The organism is Nonomuraea sp. NPDC049504, assembly GCF_040676845.1.
Taxonomy (GTDB): Bacteria; Actinomycetota; Actinomycetes; order Streptosporangiales; family Streptosporangiaceae; genus Nonomuraea; species Nonomuraea salmonea.
This window is the reverse complement of sequence record NZ_JBFAPT010000003.1, coordinates 434,016-451,003: the sequence shown is the minus strand read 5'-3', so window position 1 is coordinate 451,003 and position 16,988 is coordinate 434,016. Positions and strand designations below refer to the sequence as shown.

General features: G+C 70.9%; 16 protein-coding genes. 4 read left to right on the top strand and 12 right to left on the bottom strand.

Going from position 1 to position 16,988, the window contains the following annotated elements; all coding sequences use genetic code 11:
- Positions 1-11: 11 nt before the first annotated feature.
- The 5 genes from AB0K28_RS08535 to AB0K28_RS08515 form a co-directional block, all read right to left on the bottom strand.
- A complete protein-coding gene (locus AB0K28_RS08535; RefSeq protein ID WP_364366737.1) occupies positions 12-986 on the bottom strand; it encodes a cation diffusion facilitator family transporter in 975 nt (324 codons plus the stop codon).
- Between the two features lie 187 nt (positions 987-1,173).
- The gene (locus AB0K28_RS08530) at positions 1,174-2,337 is read right to left on the bottom strand and encodes an acyl-CoA dehydrogenase family protein (protein WP_345402250.1); all 1,164 of its coding nucleotides are present in this window, start codon (positions 2,335-2,337) and stop codon (positions 1,174-1,176) included.
- Between the two features lie 13 nt (positions 2,338-2,350).
- A complete protein-coding gene (locus AB0K28_RS08525; protein ID WP_364366734.1) occupies positions 2,351-2,863 on the bottom strand; it encodes a MaoC family dehydratase in 513 nt (170 codons plus the stop codon).
- A gap of 66 nt (positions 2,864-2,929) precedes the next feature.
- The gene (locus tag AB0K28_RS08520; protein ID WP_364366731.1) at positions 2,930-3,532 is read right to left on the bottom strand and encodes an ACT domain-containing protein; all 603 of its coding nucleotides are present in this window, start codon (positions 3,530-3,532) and stop codon (positions 2,930-2,932) included.
- Positions 3,533-3,706: 174 nt separating this feature from the next.
- Entirely contained in the window at positions 3,707-3,952 is a 246-nt protein-coding gene (locus tag AB0K28_RS08515; RefSeq protein ID WP_364366728.1) for a hypothetical protein, read from the bottom strand.
- Between the two features lie 32 nt (positions 3,953-3,984).
- Between AB0K28_RS08515 and AB0K28_RS08510 the strand changes: the two genes are divergently transcribed.
- Together AB0K28_RS08510 and AB0K28_RS08505 are read left to right on the top strand one after the other, a co-directional pair.
- The gene (locus tag AB0K28_RS08510) at positions 3,985-4,131 is read left to right on the top strand and encodes a hypothetical protein (protein WP_364366725.1); all 147 of its coding nucleotides are present in this window, start codon (positions 3,985-3,987) and stop codon (positions 4,129-4,131) included.
- Positions 4,132-4,424: 293 nt separating this feature from the next.
- Complete coding sequence (locus AB0K28_RS08505) at positions 4,425-5,123, top strand: SDR family oxidoreductase (protein ID WP_364366722.1); 699 nt, start codon at positions 4,425-4,427, stop codon at positions 5,121-5,123.
- Between the two features lie 35 nt (positions 5,124-5,158).
- Here the strand turns inward: AB0K28_RS08505 and AB0K28_RS08500 are convergent, their stop codons facing one another.
- The 6 genes from AB0K28_RS08500 to AB0K28_RS08475 all read right to left on the bottom strand — a co-directional run bounded on the left by AB0K28_RS08500 (position 5,159) and on the right by AB0K28_RS08475 (position 12,297).
- Entirely contained in the window at positions 5,159-5,491 is a 333-nt protein-coding gene (locus tag AB0K28_RS08500) for a hypothetical protein (RefSeq protein ID WP_364366720.1), read from the bottom strand.
- Between the two features lie 4 nt (positions 5,492-5,495).
- Positions 5,496-6,749 (bottom strand): right-handed parallel beta-helix repeat-containing protein, encoded by a 1,254-nt coding sequence (locus tag AB0K28_RS08495; protein WP_364366717.1) that lies wholly within the window; start codon positions 6,747-6,749, stop codon positions 5,496-5,498.
- An 86-nt stretch (positions 6,750-6,835) separates the two neighbouring features.
- Positions 6,836-8,623: a glycoside hydrolase family 13 protein gene (locus AB0K28_RS08490; protein WP_364366714.1), complete on the bottom strand. Its 1,788-nt coding sequence runs from the start codon at positions 8,621-8,623 to the stop codon at positions 6,836-6,838.
- Entirely contained in the window at positions 8,624-9,463 is an 840-nt protein-coding gene (locus tag AB0K28_RS08485; RefSeq protein ID WP_364366711.1) for a sugar ABC transporter permease, read from the bottom strand.
- Entirely contained in the window at positions 9,460-11,010 is a 1,551-nt protein-coding gene (locus AB0K28_RS08480; RefSeq protein WP_364366708.1) for an ABC transporter permease subunit, read from the bottom strand. Before AB0K28_RS08480 ends, AB0K28_RS08485 begins: the two co-directional genes overlap by 4 nt.
- A 6-nt stretch (positions 11,011-11,016) precedes the next feature.
- A complete protein-coding gene (locus AB0K28_RS08475) occupies positions 11,017-12,297 on the bottom strand; it encodes a maltose ABC transporter substrate-binding protein (RefSeq protein ID WP_364366705.1) in 1,281 nt (426 codons plus the stop codon).
- A gap of 290 nt (positions 12,298-12,587) precedes the next feature.
- On the opposite strand from AB0K28_RS08475, the gene AB0K28_RS08470 reads away from it, so the two are divergent.
- Both AB0K28_RS08470 and AB0K28_RS08465 read left to right on the top strand, forming a co-directional pair.
- Positions 12,588-14,081: a glycoside hydrolase family 13 protein gene (locus AB0K28_RS08470; RefSeq protein WP_364366702.1), complete on the top strand. Its 1,494-nt coding sequence runs from the start codon at positions 12,588-12,590 to the stop codon at positions 14,079-14,081.
- A gap of 74 nt (positions 14,082-14,155) precedes the next feature.
- Positions 14,156-15,526 carry a HAMP domain-containing sensor histidine kinase gene (locus AB0K28_RS08465; protein WP_364366699.1) on the top strand — a complete coding sequence of 457 codons (1,371 nt, stop codon included), beginning with the start codon at positions 14,156-14,158 and terminating at the stop codon, positions 15,524-15,526.
- Positions 15,527-15,642: 116 nt separating this feature from the next.
- Here AB0K28_RS08465 and AB0K28_RS08460 read toward each other — a convergent pair whose 3' ends face one another.
- Positions 15,643-16,977 (bottom strand): cation:dicarboxylase symporter family transporter, encoded by a 1,335-nt coding sequence (locus AB0K28_RS08460; RefSeq protein ID WP_364366696.1) that lies wholly within the window; start codon positions 16,975-16,977, stop codon positions 15,643-15,645.
- Positions 16,978-16,988 lie beyond the last annotated feature (11 nt).

Genomic DNA, 16,988 nt, shown 5'->3' with positions numbered 1-16,988 from the left:
AGCGGGGTGGGTCAGTGGGGGCGGTGGGTGGTGAGGGTGGCGTGGTGGTCGGCGTCGGCGGGGCCGTCGGGGTCGGTGTGGACCGTGGCGGCCCGTAGGCGTGGGAGTTCGTGGATGAGGCGGTGTTCGGCTTCGACCGCGACCCCATGAGCGGTGATGACGGACATGTCGTGGGGGACGAGGATCTCTACCTCGGCGTGGAGGGCGTGCCCGATCCAGCGCAGACGTACGGAGCCCACGCGGCGGACGCCGTTCACCGAGGTGAGGATGCGTTCCGCGGCGTCCACGAGGGCGGGGTCGACGGCGTCCATGAGGCGGCGGTAGATCTCGCGGGCCGCGTCGCGCAGCACGAAGCAGATGGCGACGGTGATGAGCAGGCCCACGACGGGGTCGGCCAGCGGCAGGCCGAGCGCGGCGCCGCCGGCGCCCAGGAGGACGGCCAGGGAGGTGAAGCCGTCGGTCCTGGCGTGCAGGCCGTCGGCGACGAGGGCGGCCGAGCCGATCTCCTTGCCGACCTTGATGCGGTAGCGGGCGACCCACTCGTTCCCCGCGAACCCGATCAGCGCCGCCCCGGCCACCCAGCCGACCGCCCTGATCTCCTGGGGGTCGAGGAGGCGCGTGACGGCCTCGTACCCGGCCAGGGCGGCGGATACGGCGATGAGCGCGACGATGACGATGCCCGCGAGGTCCTCGGCCCTGCCGTAGCCGTAGGTGTAGCGGCGGGTGGCGGCGCGGCGGCCGAGCGAGAACGCGATGGCCAGCGGGACGGCGGTGAGGGCGTCGGCCAGGTTGTGCAGCGTGTCGCCGAGCAGCGCGACCGAGCCGGACACCGCCACGATGACGGCCTGGACGGCGGCGGTGACCATGAGGACGGCGAACGAGACGGCCAGCACGCGCATGCCCCTGCTGCTGGTCTCCAGGGGGGTGTCGGTCTTGCCGGCGGTGTCGTGGCTGTGCGGGGTGACGGCGTGCGTGATCCGCTGCACCACACCTCGGATCCCCCGCCACCGGCCCGAACGCCCATGCCCATGCCCATGTTCGGGCCGATGTTCGGGCCCATGCCCGTGCCCATGCCCGTGCTCGTGGGCGGTGTCCTCGTCGTCGGACATGGTGTTCCTCGCTCCCGCAGTCCCTCCGCGCTCAGGATAAGCAGCGGCCCAGGGAGCGGCGGCGTCACCAGCCGACCTTGCCCTTTCCCGAGATGAGCGAGCGCGCGATGACCATGCGCTGCACGTCGTTGGTGCCCTCGCCGATCGCCATGAGCGGCGCGTCGCGGTAGAGCCGCTCGACCACGTACTCCTGGGAGTAGCCGTACCCGCCGTGGATGCGCATCGCGTCGAGGGACGCCTTCAGCGCCACTTCGGAGGCGAAGTACTTGGCCATGCCGGCCTCCATGTCCACCCGCCGGCCTCCGTCGGCCTGGGAGGCCGCCCAGTACGTGAGCAGCCGGGCCGCCTGGATCTCGGTCGCCATGTCGGCCAGTTTGAGCTGGATGGCCTGGAAGCCGGCGATGGGCTGCCCGAAGGCGGTGCGGTCGCGGGAGTAGGCGAGCGCGGCGTCGTACGCGGCCTGGGCGACCCCGACGGCGCGGGCGGCGATGTTGATGCGGCCCATCTCCAGCCCGCCGAGCACCTGCTGCATGCCGCGCCCCTCGGCGCCGCCGAGCAGGCACGAGACCGGCACCCGCACCTCGTCGAGCACGACCTCGCAGGTCTCGGTGCCCTTGTAGCCGAGCTTGGGCAGATCGCGGCTGACGGAGAAGCCGGGCAGATCGGGGTCGACGAGCAGCACGGACATGCCCTTGTGGGCGGGCTCCTCGATGGAGGTCTTGACCAGGACGGGCAGCGGGTCGGCGTGGCGGGCGTTGGTGATCCAGGTCTTGGTGCCGGTGACGACGTAGTGGTCGCCGTCGCGGACCGCGCGGGTCTGGATGCCCTGCAGGTCGGTGCCGGCGCCCGGCTCGGTGAGCGCGATGGCGGTGCGCCGCGCGCCGGTGGCGAGGTCGGGCAGGTGGCGGCGTTTCTGCTCGTCGGTGCCGTGGCGGGCGATCATCCAGCAGGCCAGCGAGTGGGAGCCGATCGTGCCGGCGACGCCCATCCAGCCGCGCGCGATCTCCTCGAAGACGAGCGCGAAGGAGACCATGTCGGCGGCGAGCCCGCCGTACTCCTCGGGGACGGACAGCCCGAACAGCCCCATCTGCTTCATCTTGTCGATGATCTCGGCCGGATAGCGCCCGGAGTGCTCCCATTCGGTGGCGACCGGCATGATCTCCTTGTCCACGAACGCGCGCAGGGTCTCGCGGAACGCCTTCTGCTCGTCGGTCAGCTCGAAGTCCATGTGACTCAACTCCTCAGAGCGGGCCGGTCCTGGCCTGGGGGAAGTAGCCCTTGTCGTGGGGTGCGTCGCGCTTGTAGACCATGACGGTGCGGGTCCAGGACATGATCTCGTCGCCGTCCTGGTTGAGCCCGCGCGTGTACGCGGTGACGATCCCGGCGTACGGCCGCGACTTCGACTCCCGCTTGGCGGTCACCTTCGACTCGGCGTAGAGGGTGTCGCCGACGAAGACGGGGTGGGTGAGCTTGATGTCGGTCCAGCCGAGGTTCATGATCGCGGTCTGGCTGACGTCGATGACGGACAGGCCGAGCACGATGGCCACGGTCAGCCCCGAGTTCACGATGATCTTCCCGGTGGGGGCCTTGGCGGCGAAGTGGGCGTTGAAGTGGTTCTGGTTGGTGTTCATCGTCAGGAGCGTGAACCAGGTGTTGTCGGCCTCGCTGATGGTGCGGCCCATGGGGTGCTGGTAGACGTCCCCGACGGTGAAGTCCTCGTAGTAGCGGCCGATGGCGGGCTCGTGGACGGTCAAGGGCGGCTCCTGTTCACACCGTCGTGACCGCCCACGTTAGTGACCAGATCATTATTCGGTCAACGGTTACGCGCGGGCCGCCAGCTTGGACACCACGTCCACGATGCGGGCGGCGCGCTCCACCTCGGCGCGGTGGAAGTCGGGCCCGTCGGCCCGCGCCACCACCACGTGCAGCCCGGCGGCCACGACGGGCAGCAGCATGAGGCGCAGCTTCTCGGCGTCCCTGGCGACCGCCCTCGGGGGCGGCTCCGGCAGGTCGAACGAGGCGGGCGCGGCGTGCGAGGCGTGCTGGACGACGCCGTCGGCCACCGCCAATGACCACTCGGCCCCGCACAGGCCGGGCAGCGCGTCCACGAGCGTGGCGAAGCCCCGGGCGGGCTCGCTGGCGACGTGCATGAGCAGGTCGTAGTCGAGGGCGGAGCCGGGCACCTCCTTGGTGGGCCACACCCCTTCGACCCGGACCCCCGGCAGGGCGGAGAGCCGCTCGCGCGCCTCTTCTGTGGTCACCGGCGCGGGCCAGGAGACGGTGAAGTCGTCCACCGCCCGTCCCGCCTCGCGTTCGAGCACGGTGACCTGCAGGATGTCGGCGCCCAACGTACCCAGGGCCTTGGCCACCTGGCCGAGTCCGCCGGGCCTGTCGGGCAGTGACACCCTCAGACGCAGCAGCATGTCCGCCCCCTTTCCGCAGAGGCTCTCACAGTGCCGTGGACAAGTTTCGAGCATGTTCCACGGATATGTCGTGCACGCTGCGGTTATTTCCAACATTGCAGTGTTAAGTCCGGATTGTCGATAAAGGGACTGTCTGCCCCGCCGCATCCCCGGACAAAGCGCCGCTCGAAACGCTCAGGCGAACACGTCCTGCTGGTAGCGGCCCCGCTCCTCCAGCTCCGCCGGCCACGCGGCCCCGTCCTCGCCGGTCCTGTCGCGGTGAAGGCCGAGCAGGACCTGCCGGACGGCCGGCGCCATCCGGAGGCCGTCGCCGCAGACGTACACGTGCCCGCCCTGCTCCCAGGCGGCCAGCCCGCCCCCGCAGGGCAGGTCATGCTCGGGATGCTCGTCCAGAATGCGCGGGATGACGTCCAGCTTCATGATCGTCTTGTGCGCCCTCGGCCCTGCGCCGCTTGATCACGTCGTCCACCAGCGACCGCATCGTGGCGATGTCGCGCCGGCAGGAGCGCTCGTCCGCCTTCCTGAGCTCGTCCGCCTTCCTGAGCTCGTCCGCCTTCCTGAGCTCGTCCGCCTTCCTGGGCCTGGTCACGACGTGCTGAAAGGCGTTCGTCTCCGGTGTCGTCATCGCCGAGGCGCAGGGGCTCCTGCCCGGCGATCCGGAGGAGGCCGAGCGCGGCTTCGACACCGCGAGATCCGGGTGATCATCCACGGGCCGGGCTGATTTTCCTGGTAGGGGTTGCGTTGGATTTTCCAACTCACTTATGGTGGGTTGGAAAATCCAACCCAAGCGGACGGTGCCGCGATGCGTGATGCCGTCATCGTGCAGGCCGTACGCACCAATGCGCACCGGCGTCCTCCCGGCCACCGAGCCACTCACCCTGGAGCGAACCTCATGAAGATCACCGACAGCGTCGCCCTCGTCACCGGCGCCAACCGCGGCCTGGGCGCCACGTTCGCCCGCGCCCTGCTGGAGCGCGGCGCGCGCAAGGTGTACGCCGCCGCCAGGAACCCCGCCTCGATCACCGACCCGGACCTGACGCCGATCGCGCTCGACGTGACCGACCAGGCCGCCGTGGCCGCCGCCGCCGAGCTCTGCGGCGACGTGAGCCTGCTGATCAACAACGCGGGCGTCTCCCACAGCCAAAACCCGGGCCCGGCGGCGGCCAGGGCCGAGATGGAGGTCAACTACTTCGGCACGCTGGCCATGAGCGGCGCCTTCGCGCCCGTGCTGGCCCGCAACGGCGGCGGCGCGCTGGTCAACGTCCTGTCGGTGCTGTCGTACCTCACGTTCCCGCGCGTCACCACGTACGCGGCGTCGAAGGCCGCGGCCTGGTCGCTGACCAACGCGCTGCGGCTGGAGCTGCTGGAGCAGGGCACGCAGGTGGTGGGCGTGCACGCCGGCTACATCGACACCGACATGGCCGCGAGCATCACCGGCCCCAAGATCGCCCCCGAGGACGTGGTCGCGGCCACGCTCGACGGGCTGGAGTCGGGGGCGTACGAGGTGCTGGCCGACGACGTCAGCAGGCAGGCCAGGTCGGGGCTGTCCGGCGGCCTGGAGCTGCTCTATCCGGCGCTGGCCGGCCAGTAGGCGGGCCGGCGGGCGGCGGCGGTCGTGCGAAGGGGTCAGCCGACGGCGGCCCAGACCGCCTCGAACGCCTCGGGGGTGATCTCGGTCAGCTCCCAGATCTCCAGCGGCTGGTCGGACAGGAAGCCCTGGCCGTCCTGGAGGTGACGCCACCAGTAGCGGCGGGCGGCGCGATCGGCACCGTCGGCACCGTCGGCGCCCACCTCGACCTGGCGGACCGCCCAGTGCTCGCCGTCGCCCTCGACGCTCTCGAACAGCCAGGCCCGCCCGTCCTCGTCCCCCAGGTGCCAGTAGTGCCTGGGGGCCTCGGAGTCGGCGAGCCTCTTCACCAGCTCGCGGCGCGCTTCGAGGTGGGCGGAGTCGATGCTCACGGCGTCAGTGCTGGTAGGCGCCCGCGGTGGGCGAAGACTTGAGGACCTTGCCCGCGGCGTCCTTGAAGATCGCCTTGCCGCCGTACCACGTGGAGCTCAGCCGCACCCCGCGCCCGATCGCCGGAGAGCCGGGACGCAGCCGCAGGTCGGTGCGGGAGACGAACTTCGGGTCGGCCATGACCGTCTTCGGCCCCGGCTTGAAGCGGGCTTTGCGCCCCTTGTAGACGCCGCCCGCCTCGTCGGCGCCCTTGCCGTCCTCGAAGCCGGCCTCGCCGCCGACGTGGACGGCGTTGTTGCGCAGCTTGAGTATCGACGGCGAGCACCCGTCGTGGCAGGACCAGCCGATGGTGTTCCTGGCCGGCAGGTAGACGGAGTTGTGCACCGCGATCGTGCCCTTGACCGGGCCGACGATGTGGCGCTGGCCGCGGGTGATGAGGAACGAGCCGCGGCTGCGCTTGGAGGTGACGACGTTGAAGGCGAACACGTTGCCGGTCGCGGTCGTGCCCTTCTTCGCGCCGAGCTCGGTGAAGGTGTCGTTGTCGCGGGCGACGTTGTGGGTGACGCGGTTGCGGTCGCCGCCGAAGATCTCGACGGCGGCGCCGTCGGTGCCGTAGTCGCTGCTCTTGGCGTAGCTGCCGGTGATGGTGTTGCCGGTGACGAGGTTGTCGTCGCCGTTGAGCAGCACGCCGAAGGCGCCGGAGTCGTTGTCGCCGCCCGAGTCGTTGACGCTCATCCGGTTGTTGTCGGTCAGCACGCTGTCGCGGATGGTGTTGTGCGAGCCGGACGGGGTGACCAGCACGCCGGCGATGTTGCGGTCGGCCTGCACGCCCGACAGCTCGATGCGGCGGCCGGCGAGCTGGAAGCCGGCCCATCGGCAGCCGGAGGCGCGCAGCCCGCTGATGCGCCAGTAGTCGCCCTTGACGATCACGCAGTCGTCCTCGGTGCCGCTGATCCTCGCGAGCGGGCCCTTGCCGTAGGCGCGGACCACGATGGGCCGGGCGGCGGTGCCGTCGGCCTCGAGGGTGAGCGGGCCGGTGAAGCCGCTGCCGCGCTTGACCGCGACCGTGTCGCCCGGCTTGAGCTCGGCGGCGCCGACCTTCTCCAGCGACTTCCACGCGGTGCGCTCGCTGGTGCCGTCGGCCGCGTCGTCGCCCGCCTTGGAGTCGACGTAGTAGGTGGTGCCCGCCCGCGCTCTGCTCTCCGCGCTCCGGGTCTCCGCCGCCGCGGCGGCGGGTACGGCGGGCAGGAGCGAAGCCATGACGGCTACGGACAGCAACCTCATACGGGGCACACCACTAACGAGCTGGGAGGTACGGAAAATCAGCAGAGGCCACCGTAGCGTGATCAGCCGCTGGTTCGCCATACGCTCAGCGAAGGTCCGTCACCCGGTATCACGTCGCCGTCGGGCGCGTGGTAGAGGCCGGTGAGGTGCTCGCCGAACGTGAGCGGCTCGCCCGGCGCCCGCCGTACGCACACCACGATCGACTCCCCGTACGTCTCCCGCGCGAACACCAGGCAGTCGGCGTCGGCGTGCAGCCAGCGCAGGCCGCCGTGCCGCAGGGCGGGCTCGGCCCTGCGCAGCCCGAACAGCTCGCGGTAGGCGGCCAGCGTCGCCTGGTCCCGGTCGCCGGGGCGGTTCCACGGCATGGGGGTGCGGGAGTGCTCGCCGTTGACGCCGGTCAGGCCGAACTCGCTGCCCGCGAAGATCATCGGCGTGCCCGGCAGCGTGGCCTGCAGACCGGCGGCCAGCAGGTGGCGCTCGCGCGAGCCGGTGACCGTGCGCACGCGGGGCGAGTCGTGGGAGTCGAGCAGCTGCCAGGAGTGCACGTACGAGCGCCACGACAGGTGCGCGGCGAAGGACCGGAACGTGGCCAGCGTGGCCAGGCCGTCGCGCTCGGGGATGCCGCCCGGCACGCCGAGGAAGTGCTCGAGATCCGTCTCGGGGCCGCGCAGCCAGGCCCAGACCGGGCGGGTGAAGCCGCCGTAGTTCATGGTGCCGTGCCAGCCGTCGCGGTCGAGGTCGGGCGAGGCGTCGTGGTTGTGCTCGGCGATGAGCGCGGCGCCGGGGCCGAGCTCGGCCCGCAGCAGGGCGGCGACCTCGTGCAGGTGGTCGTCGGCCGCGCGGCGCCCGGTCATGTTGGCGACGTCGACCCGCCAGCCGTCGAGCGGGCCGAGCCACCGCTTCAGCACCGCCGTCATCCGTTCCCGTACCAGTGCGCTGCCCCAGTTGAGCTTGGGCAGCGTCTTGACGCCCCACCAGGACTCGTAGTCGCCGGTGGCGGGGTCGAAGTAGAACATCTCGCGCTCGGGGGCGCGCACGTCGGAGACGGCCGTGGTGAACCACTCGTGGGCGTCGCCGCAGTGGTTGGTGGTGATGTCGCCGATGAGCCGCATGCCGCGCGCGTGCAGCGCGCCCGACAGGCGGTGCAGCGCGGCGTCGCCACCGAGCAGCGGGTCCACGTGCTCGAAGGTCGAGGCGTCGTAGCGGTGGTTGGAGCGGGCGGGGAAGAACGGCGTGAGGTAGACGGTGTCGGCGCCGAGTCCGCTGATGTGGTCGAGACGCCGGGTGACGCCGTCGAGGTCGCCGCCGTAGAACTGGGTGGAGGTGCCGGGGCCGCTGGGGATGACGGGGTCGCGGTCCCAGTCGCGGGGCAGCGCCCAGCCGGGCGGCTCCGGCCTGGCGCCGGAGCGGTCGAAGCGGTCGGGGAAGATCTGGTAGACGATCGCGCCGGCCAGCCACGACGGCGGCGGCTCGTGGCAGACGAGCCGGAAGTCGCCCGCGTCGGTGAGGTCGTGCGCGGCGAGCCCGGCCGCGGTCAGCCATTTCTGGCCGGTACGGGTGTGCAGCAGGAAGCGGTACGGGGTGACCGGGTTGACCGCGGTGATCTCGGCCCGCCACCACACGTCGCCGCGGCCGTAGCCGCCGGCGCCCCGGCGCGCGGGGTCCACGCGGGCCTCGGCGTAGCGGGGCTCGCCGTCGTGCACGGCGCGGACGTGCACGCCGGCGACCCCGGCGGCCACCGGCGCGCGCAGCCAGAGCGTGACCCGCGCGCCGAGCTCGGGTCGCTGGTCGGAGACGTAGAGGGCGGACCCGTCGTGGTGAGGCTCCCCGAGGTGACGCACTGTGCTCATCTATCCCTTGACGGCGCCGGCGGTCAGGCCGGAGACGATGTACTTCTGCAACCACAGGAACACGCCGACCGTGGGCACGGCGGTGATCAGCGTGGCCGCGGCGAACATGCCGAAGTTCGTGTTCCGGTGATCCCCCGCGATCATGCCGTACATGCCGACCGCGAGCGTCTTGCTCTCCGGATCGCGCAGGAACACGCTCGCCATCAGGAACTCGCTCATCGTGCCGATGAACGCCAGCAGCGCGGTGACCGCGAGGATCGGCGTGACCAGCGGCATGATGATGCGCCAGAAGATCTGGGCGTGGGTGGCGCCGTCCATGGTGGCGGCCTCGTCCAGCTCCTTGGGGACGGTGTCGAGGAAGCCCTTCATCAGCCAGGTGTTCACGCCGAGCGCGCCGCCGAGGTAGAGCAGCAGCAGGCCCCACACGGTGTCGAAGCCGAGGGCCGGGTACAGCTCGGTCACGCTCGTGAAGATCATGAAGATCGTCACGATGGCCAGGAACTGCGGGAACATCTGGATGAGCAGCAGCGCCAGCAGCCCGGTCCTGCGGCCGGCGAAGCGCATGCGGCTGAAGGCGTACGCGGCCATCATCGACAGCACCAGGCCGGCGAACGACGAGGCGAGCGCGATGAACACCGAGTTGAAGAACCAGCGCTTGAAGGGATAGGCGTCGGAGGTCAGCAGGTCGCCGAAGTTGTCCAGGCTTGCCCCGGTGGGGAACAGCTCGGTCGAGGCCAGCGTGCCCAGCGGGTTGATCGCGGCCGAGATCACGAACAGGATCGGGAACACCGCGAACACGCACACGGCCAGCACGAAGACGTGCCGCAGGGCGAGCTTCACGCGTAGACCTCCTCCTGCTTGCGGGTACGCCGGAAGGCCACGGCCGAGATGACGGCCACGATGGCGAAGATGAACACCGAGATCGCCGCCGCGAAGCCGAACTGCGCGCCGCTCGGCCCGAACGCCAGCCTGAAGGTGTAGGTGATGAGCAGGTCGGTGCCGCCGACCTGCGGGTTCTCCGCGGGGAACGGCCCGCCGTCGGTGGTCAGGGCGATGACGTTGAAGTTGTTGAAGTTGAAGGCGAACGACGAGATCAGCAGCGGCGTGAGCGCGACGAGCAGCAGCGGCAGCGTGACCCGGCGGAACGCCTTCCACGGGGTGGCGCCGTCGATGGCGGCGGCCTCGGTCAGCTCGCGCGGGATGGCCTGCAGCGCGCCGGTGGTGACGAGGAACATGTACGGGAAGCCGAGCCACAGGTTGACCAGCACGACGCCGAGCCGGGCGGTCCCCGTCTGGCCCAGCCAGTCGATCTCGGCCCCGAGCAGCTGGTTGATCAGGCCGAAGTCGCGGTTGAACATGTCGCGCCAGACCATCAGCATCGCGAAGGCGGGCATCGCGTACGGCAGGATCAGCACGATCCGGTAGATCTTGGTGCCGCGCATGCGCGGGTGGTGCAGGGCCAGGGCGACCGATATGCCGAGCGCGAACGTGCCGAGCACCGAGGCGAGCGCGAAGGCGAGGTTCCAGCCCAGCACGCCGGCGAAATAGCCGGAGATGGTGGGGTTGGTGAGCACCCGCAGGAAGTTGTCCAGGCCGACGTTGACCTGCCAGCCCTGGGCCAGGTGCTCGCCCTCGGCGTTGACGAAGTAGCCCTGCGACTCGTCGGCCGTCCAGGGGCCGCCGTCGCCGCGTACGCAGTCGCAGGCGGCGTCGTACACCAGGGCGGCCTTGCCCTCGACGGCGCGGCTGAGCCCGTTCGCCTTGATGAGGCCGTCACCGGTGGGCACGGCCAGCGCCGTGATCTCGGGCCCGCGCGCGGCGGCCTCGGGCGCCTTGAGCACGGTGAGCCCCGGCGCGGCGAGCACCTTGCCGGTCACGCCGAGCCGCGCGCCGGCCAGCGGTTCCACGCCGGCCCGCGTGCCCAGCGAGACCTGCTTGGTGTCCGGGTCCACGAGCAGGAACACCAGCTCCTCGCCGCGCAGGGCGACGGTGAGCGTGTACTCCGGCGAGCCGGGCGCCTGACGGACCGAGCCGGTCTGGACGGCCTCGATGGCGGCGGCCTTGTCGCCGCGGTGCCCGTCACCGAAGTTCGTGAACGCCGTGGTCACCGTGTAGAGCACGGGGAACACCTGGAAGGCGAGGAGGAAGACGGTACCGGGGATGAGGTATTTGGCCGGGATGAAGCGCCGGGTCAGATAGAGGCAGGCGATGACCGCGGTGGCGGCGCCGAGCAGCGTCAGTGACACCCACGACCCGGCGGCCACCAGCGGCGGCACGGCGTAGAGCAGGATCGCGCCGGCCACGGCCAGCACCGCGATCCTGCTCACCACGAACGCCGTGCTCCGCTCCCCGCGCGGCCGTGCCGCCGCGCGCACGTGCGAAGGCATGAGCGGTCAGTTCTTGAGCGCGCCGTCGATGGCCTTCTGCGCCGACGCGGCGGCCTTGGCCGCGTCGCCGCCCTTGACCACGGCCGTCTCGGCGATGCCGAACGGCTCCCAGATCGCGGCCATCGCGGGGATGGCGGGCATCGGCAGGCCGTCCTTGCCGGCCTCCATGAACTTGGCGGCGTCGGGATCGCTCGCCTGGACCTCCTCCAGGGCGGCGGTCAGCGCCGGGGGCCTGGGGTCGGCCTCGTACAGCGCCTTGGCGACGTCCTTGCTGGTCACGTAGTTGGCGACGAACTCCTGCGCCAGCGCCTTGCTCTTGCCCTTCGAGGCGACGAAGAAGCTCTGCACGCCCACGAACGGGGTGGCCGGCTGCCCGCCCTCGAACGGCGGGACGGCGCTGATGTCGTAGGTGACGCCGCCCTTCTTGATCTCGCTGATGGCCCACGGGCCGGAGACGAGGAAGGCGCACTTGCCCGAGGCGAAGGTCGGGATGTAGTTCTCGTTGGTCAGGGACGTGCGCAGCGCGCCCTCGCCCTTCTCACCGAGGTCCTTCAGCTTGCCGAACGCCTTGACCGAGCCCTCCGAGCCGAGCAGCACCTGCTTGGGGTCGGGGTCGCCGGAGGCGGTCGTGCCGAACAGCGCGCCGCCGCCCGAGGCGAAGATCGGGTAGACGTGGAAGGCGTCGCCCTTCTGGCCGACCGGCAGGCAGAGCACCTCCTTGACCTTGCCGTCCTTCTTCAGCGCCTTGCCCTTGGCGATCATGTCCTCGATCGTCGCGGGGGCGTCGGGGGCGAGGTCGGTGTTGCGGATCAGGGCGATGTTCTCCACCGCGTACGGGGCTCCGTAGATCTGCCCGTCGAAGGTGACCGCCTGGATCGCCTTCGGGGAGAAGGCGGCCTTCTGCTCCTCGGTGAGCGTGACCGGGTCGATGGCGCCGTTCTGCACGAGGTTGCCGATCCAGTCGTGCGCGCCGATCATGATGTCCGGGCCGCTGCCCTGCTGCGAGGCGGTCAGGAAGGTCGTCTGGTTGTCCTTGCTGATCTCCTTGACCTCGACGGTCACACCGTTCTCGGTGCCGAACTGCTCGGCGAACGGCTTGAGCGGCTCGACCCTGCTGGGGTCGGCCCAGATCACGAGCGTGCCGCCCGCGCCCGCGGGGGCCGAAGAGGCCGGGGACGACGGCGCCGCCGTACCGTCGGCGGGGGCCTGCGGCGACGATCCGCCGCACGCGGTCGCCGCGAACGCGAGAGTCGCGAGAGCTGCCACACCCAGAGCCCGGATGCGCATGGGGGGACCTCCTGAGGTCACGGAGGAACGGCGATGCGTCGTTGCACCGCCGCCGAGATTGGCTCGACGTTTCCGGGACGTTAGCCGCTCTTTGCAAAAAGTGGAAGAACTTGCGCAAGAGCGTTACCTGATCAACACCCGCGCCATCGGTCCTGACCTGCCCGACACCAGGCCACGACGTTGCAGGATGGAGCTGCAAGTTTCCGAAACTTGCACTTGACCTCGTCCTACGAATCGGACATCCTTCACCAGAACCACACCGATATCCGGATCATCCGGGAAGGACGCACATGCTCGGCAACGACGACTGGTGGCGGGACGCCGTCGTGTACCAGGTCTACCCCCGAAGCTTCGCCGACGCCAACGGTGACGGCGTCGGAGACCTCGCGGGCGTCCGCGAGCGCCTCGACTACCTGGCGGAGCTGGGCGTGGACGCCATCTGGCTGAGCCCGTTCTACACCTCCCCGATGGCCGACGGCGGCTACGACGTCGCCGACTACCGCGACGTGGACCCGATGTTCGGCACGCTCGCCGACTTCGACGCGCTGACGGCCGACGCGCACGCCAAGGGCATCAGGGTCATCGTGGACCTGGTCCCCAACCACTCCTCCGACCAGCATCCCTGGTTCAAGGCCGGGCTGCGCGACCGCTACATCTTCCGCGACGCGCCCAACGACTGGGAGTCGATCTTCGGCGGCCCCGCATGGACGCAGGTCGAGGACGGCTCGTGGTACCTCCACCTGTTCGCGCCCGAGCAGCCCGACCTCAACTGGGAGAACCCCGAGGTACGCGCCGAGTTCCGCGACATCCTGCGCTTCTGGCTCGACCGGGGCGTGGACGGCTTCCGCATCGACGTGGCGCACGGCATGATCAAGGCCGCCGGCCTGCCCGACGTGGGCAAGAAGGACGGCCCGCAGGCCGAGATGCTGGGCGACGAGCAGGTGCCGTACTTCGACCAGGACGGAGTGCACGACATCTACCGCGAGTGGCGGCCGATCCTCGACTCCTACCCCGGCGGGCGCATGGCGGTGGCCGAGGCGTGGGTGTCCTCCCCCGAGCGGCTGGCCCGTTACGTCGGGCCCGACGAGCTGCACCAGGCGTTCAACTTCGAGTTCATGATGGCCGACTTCCACGCCAAGTCGTTCCGTTCCGTCATCGAGAAGTCGCTCGCCGAGGCCGAGCTGGTCGGCGCGCCCACCACGTGGGTGCTGTCCAACCACGACAAGCCGCGCCACGTCACCCGGCACGGCTCGCTTGCCCGCGCCCGCGCGGCCACCCTGCTCATGCTGGCGCTGCCCGGCTCCGCCTACCTCTACAACGGCGAGGAGCTGGGCCTGCCCGAGGTGCTCGACCTGCCGGACGAGCTGCGCCAGGACCCGGCGTTCCTGCGGCGCGGCGAGAGCCGCGACGGCTGCCGGGTGCCGCTGCCGTGGACGTCGTCGGAGGGACTCGGCTGGCGGAACCCGTGGCTGCCGATCCCGGCCGAGTGGGCGGCGCTGTCGGCCGAGGCGCAGCACGACGACCCCGCCTCGACGCTCAACCTCTACCGCGCCGCGCTGCGGCTGCGCAGGCAGCACCCGGCGCTCGGCGGCGGCACGCTGACCTGGCTCGACTCGCCCGAGGACGTGCTGGTCATCGAGCGCGAGCCCGGCCTGGTCGTGGTGCTCAACACCGGCGACGAGCCGGTGCGCCCCGGCGTCGCGGGCGAGGTGCTGCTGTCCAGCGGCCCCCTGACGGACGACGGCGCCGTCCCGCCGGACACCACGGTGTGGCTGCAGCGCTGAGGCTTGCCTAATCTTTTCCCTTATTCGGTATATAAGCGACAAAACACTGCAATCACGCTCGGTAGCCTCGGGGGATGGCACCCTGGTGGGCCAGGTCCCTGCGCGGACGTGTCACTCTCATCGCGACGGCCGTAGCCGCCCTCGTGCTGATCCCTGTGGCCATCGCGGGGATCATGGTCGCGAGGACCCTCGTGAACGCGAGCGTCTTCAACGACACGAGGAACACCGCCGAGCGCATCGCCTCCGAGATGCGCGGCGGTGTTCTGCCGCTGGGCGCCGCCATCCCGGTGCCCGACCCGTCCGTCGACCTGATCCAGGTGGTCAGCGCCGACGGGCGGCTGCTGGGGGCCAGCGACGGGGCCAGGGCGCTGCCGCTGCTCGATGACGTCAGGCCCACCGGCGCCGGCCAGGTCATCAACACCACGACGTGCCTGCCCACCAAATGCGTCCACGTGTCGGCGGTGCGGGTGTCGGTGTTCCCCGACTCCCCCATCGTCTATGCCGGACGCAGCTCGCCCGACGTGCTGCAGACCCACACGATGGAGATCGTCGTGTTCATCGAGGTCGCCATGCTCATCGCCCTGGCGGGCTGGGCCACGTGGCTGGTCACCGGGCGGGCGCTGCGGCCCGTCGGCGCCATGCGCGCCGAGCTGGACGCCGTGCACGCCGGCGACCTGAGCCGCCGCGTCACCCAGCCGCCGGGCGACGACGAGGTGGCCCTGCTCGCCCGCTCCGTCAACGGCACGCTCGCCCGGCTGGAACGCTCGGCCGAGCAGCAGCGCCAGTTCGCCTCCGACGCCTCCCACGAGCTGCGCACCCCGATCGCCGGGCTGCGCGCCCAGCTGGAGAGCGCCCAGCTCTACCCGGACGACACCGACATGGAGGCGCTGGTCGAGAGCGCGCTGCGCGACACCGACCGGCTGGAGACCATCATCACCGACCTGCTGCTGCTGGCCAGGATCGGCTCCCGGGTGGACATCGTCAAGGAACGCTTCGACCTGGCCTGCCTGGTACGGCAGGAGCTGGCCACCCGCACCGACAAGATCCCCGTGCAGGTGGACCTGGCGGAGGGCGCGTGCGTGGAGGGCGTGCGGACGCAGCTCGCCAGGGTGCTGACGAACCTGCTGGACAACGCCCAGCGCTACGCCGAGCAGACCGTCCTGGTCACGGTGCACGCGGAGCCGGACAGGACGGCCAACGGCTGCAACCACCACGCCCTGGTGGTGCTGACCGTGGAGAACGACGGCATCGAGATCCCCCTGCACGACCGCGAGCGCATCTTCGAGCGCTTCACCCGCCTCGACACCGCCCGCAGCCGCGACACCGGCGGCGCCGGGCTGGGGCTGGCCATCGCGCGCGACGTGGCCGTCGCGCACGGCGGCACGCTCTGCGTCGAGGACCGCCCGGGCGGCGCCCGCTTCGTGTTGCGCCTGCCGTCCGCATGACCGGGCCGGCAGGCGCGGACGTCACGCCGGCGTGTCCCGTCCGCATGACCGAGGCGGGGACGTCACGCCGGCGCCTCCCGGCCGCGCGGACGGCGGGAGGCGCTGATGGCGTGCCGTCAGGCGGTCGTCAGCTCCTTGGCGGGCTCGCGGGGCTCGTCCCCGTCAGAGTCGCCGTCGTCCAGGAGCGTGGCCTCGTCGAACGGGGCCTGCCCGGCCAGCACCTGTCCCGCGCGCTCCCTGTCGAACTCGCCGGTCCACGTGCCGACGAGCACGGCGGCCACGGCGTTGCCGGCGAAGTTCGTCAGCGCCCTGGCCTCCGACATGAACCGGTCGATGCCGACGATGAGGCCGACGCCGTCCACCAGCTCGGGCCGGTGCGCCTGCAGGCCGCCGGCCAGCGTGGCGAGGCCCGCGCCGGTGACGCCCGCCGCGCCCTTGGACGCGATCATCATGAACAGCAGCAGCGTGACCTGCTCGCCGAACCCGAGCGGCGACCCGGTGGCCGTGGCGATGAACAGGGTGGCCATGGTGAGGTAGATCGCGGTGCCGTCGAGGTTGAAGGAGTAGCCGGTCGGCACGGTGATGCCGGCCACGGTCTTGCTGACCCCGAGGTGCTCCATCTTGGCGATGAGCCGGGGCAGCGCCGTCTCCGACGACGAGGTGGACAGGATCAGCAGGAACTCCCTGCCGAGGTAGCGCAGCAGCGACCACAGGTTGATCCTGGCGACCAGCCACAGGATCGTGCCGAGCACGACGCCGACGAACAGCGCGCAGGTCACGTAGAAGGCGATCATGATGATGGCCAGGCTCTTGAGCGCCTCGAGGCCGGTGTCGCCGACGACGGCCGCGATCGCGCCGAACGCGCCCACCGGCGCCGCCCACATGATCATGGCGAGGATGCGGAAGACCAGCCGCTGGAAGTGCTCGATGCCGCGCAGGATCGGCTCGCCCTTGCGGCCCATGGCCTGCAGCGCGAACCCGGCGAGCAGCGCCACCAGCAGCGCCTGGAGCACCGAGCCCTCGGTGAGCGCCGACACCAGCGTCTTGGGGATGATGCCGAGCAGGAAGTCCACCATGCTCGCGTCGGCGCCCTTGGCCGCCTCCGCCTCGGCCCGCTCCCTGGCCGCGTCGGTGAGCTGCAGGCCGGAGCCGGGGTCGATGACGTTGCCGACGGCCAGGCCGATGATCAGCGCGACCGTGGACATGGCGATGAAGTAGCCGAGCGCGAGCCCGCCGACCTTGCCGACCTGGGCGGCCTGGCGTACCGAGCCGATGCCCAGCACGATCGTGCAGAAGATGACGGGCCCGATCACCATCTGGATGAGCGAGACGAACCCCGTGCCGATGGGTTTCAGCTGGACGGCGAGGTCGGGCCAGATGAAGCCGACGAGGATCCCGAGCAGGACCGCCACGATGACGGCCAGGTAGAGATAACGGGTGCGATCGCGCATAGGGGGGCTCT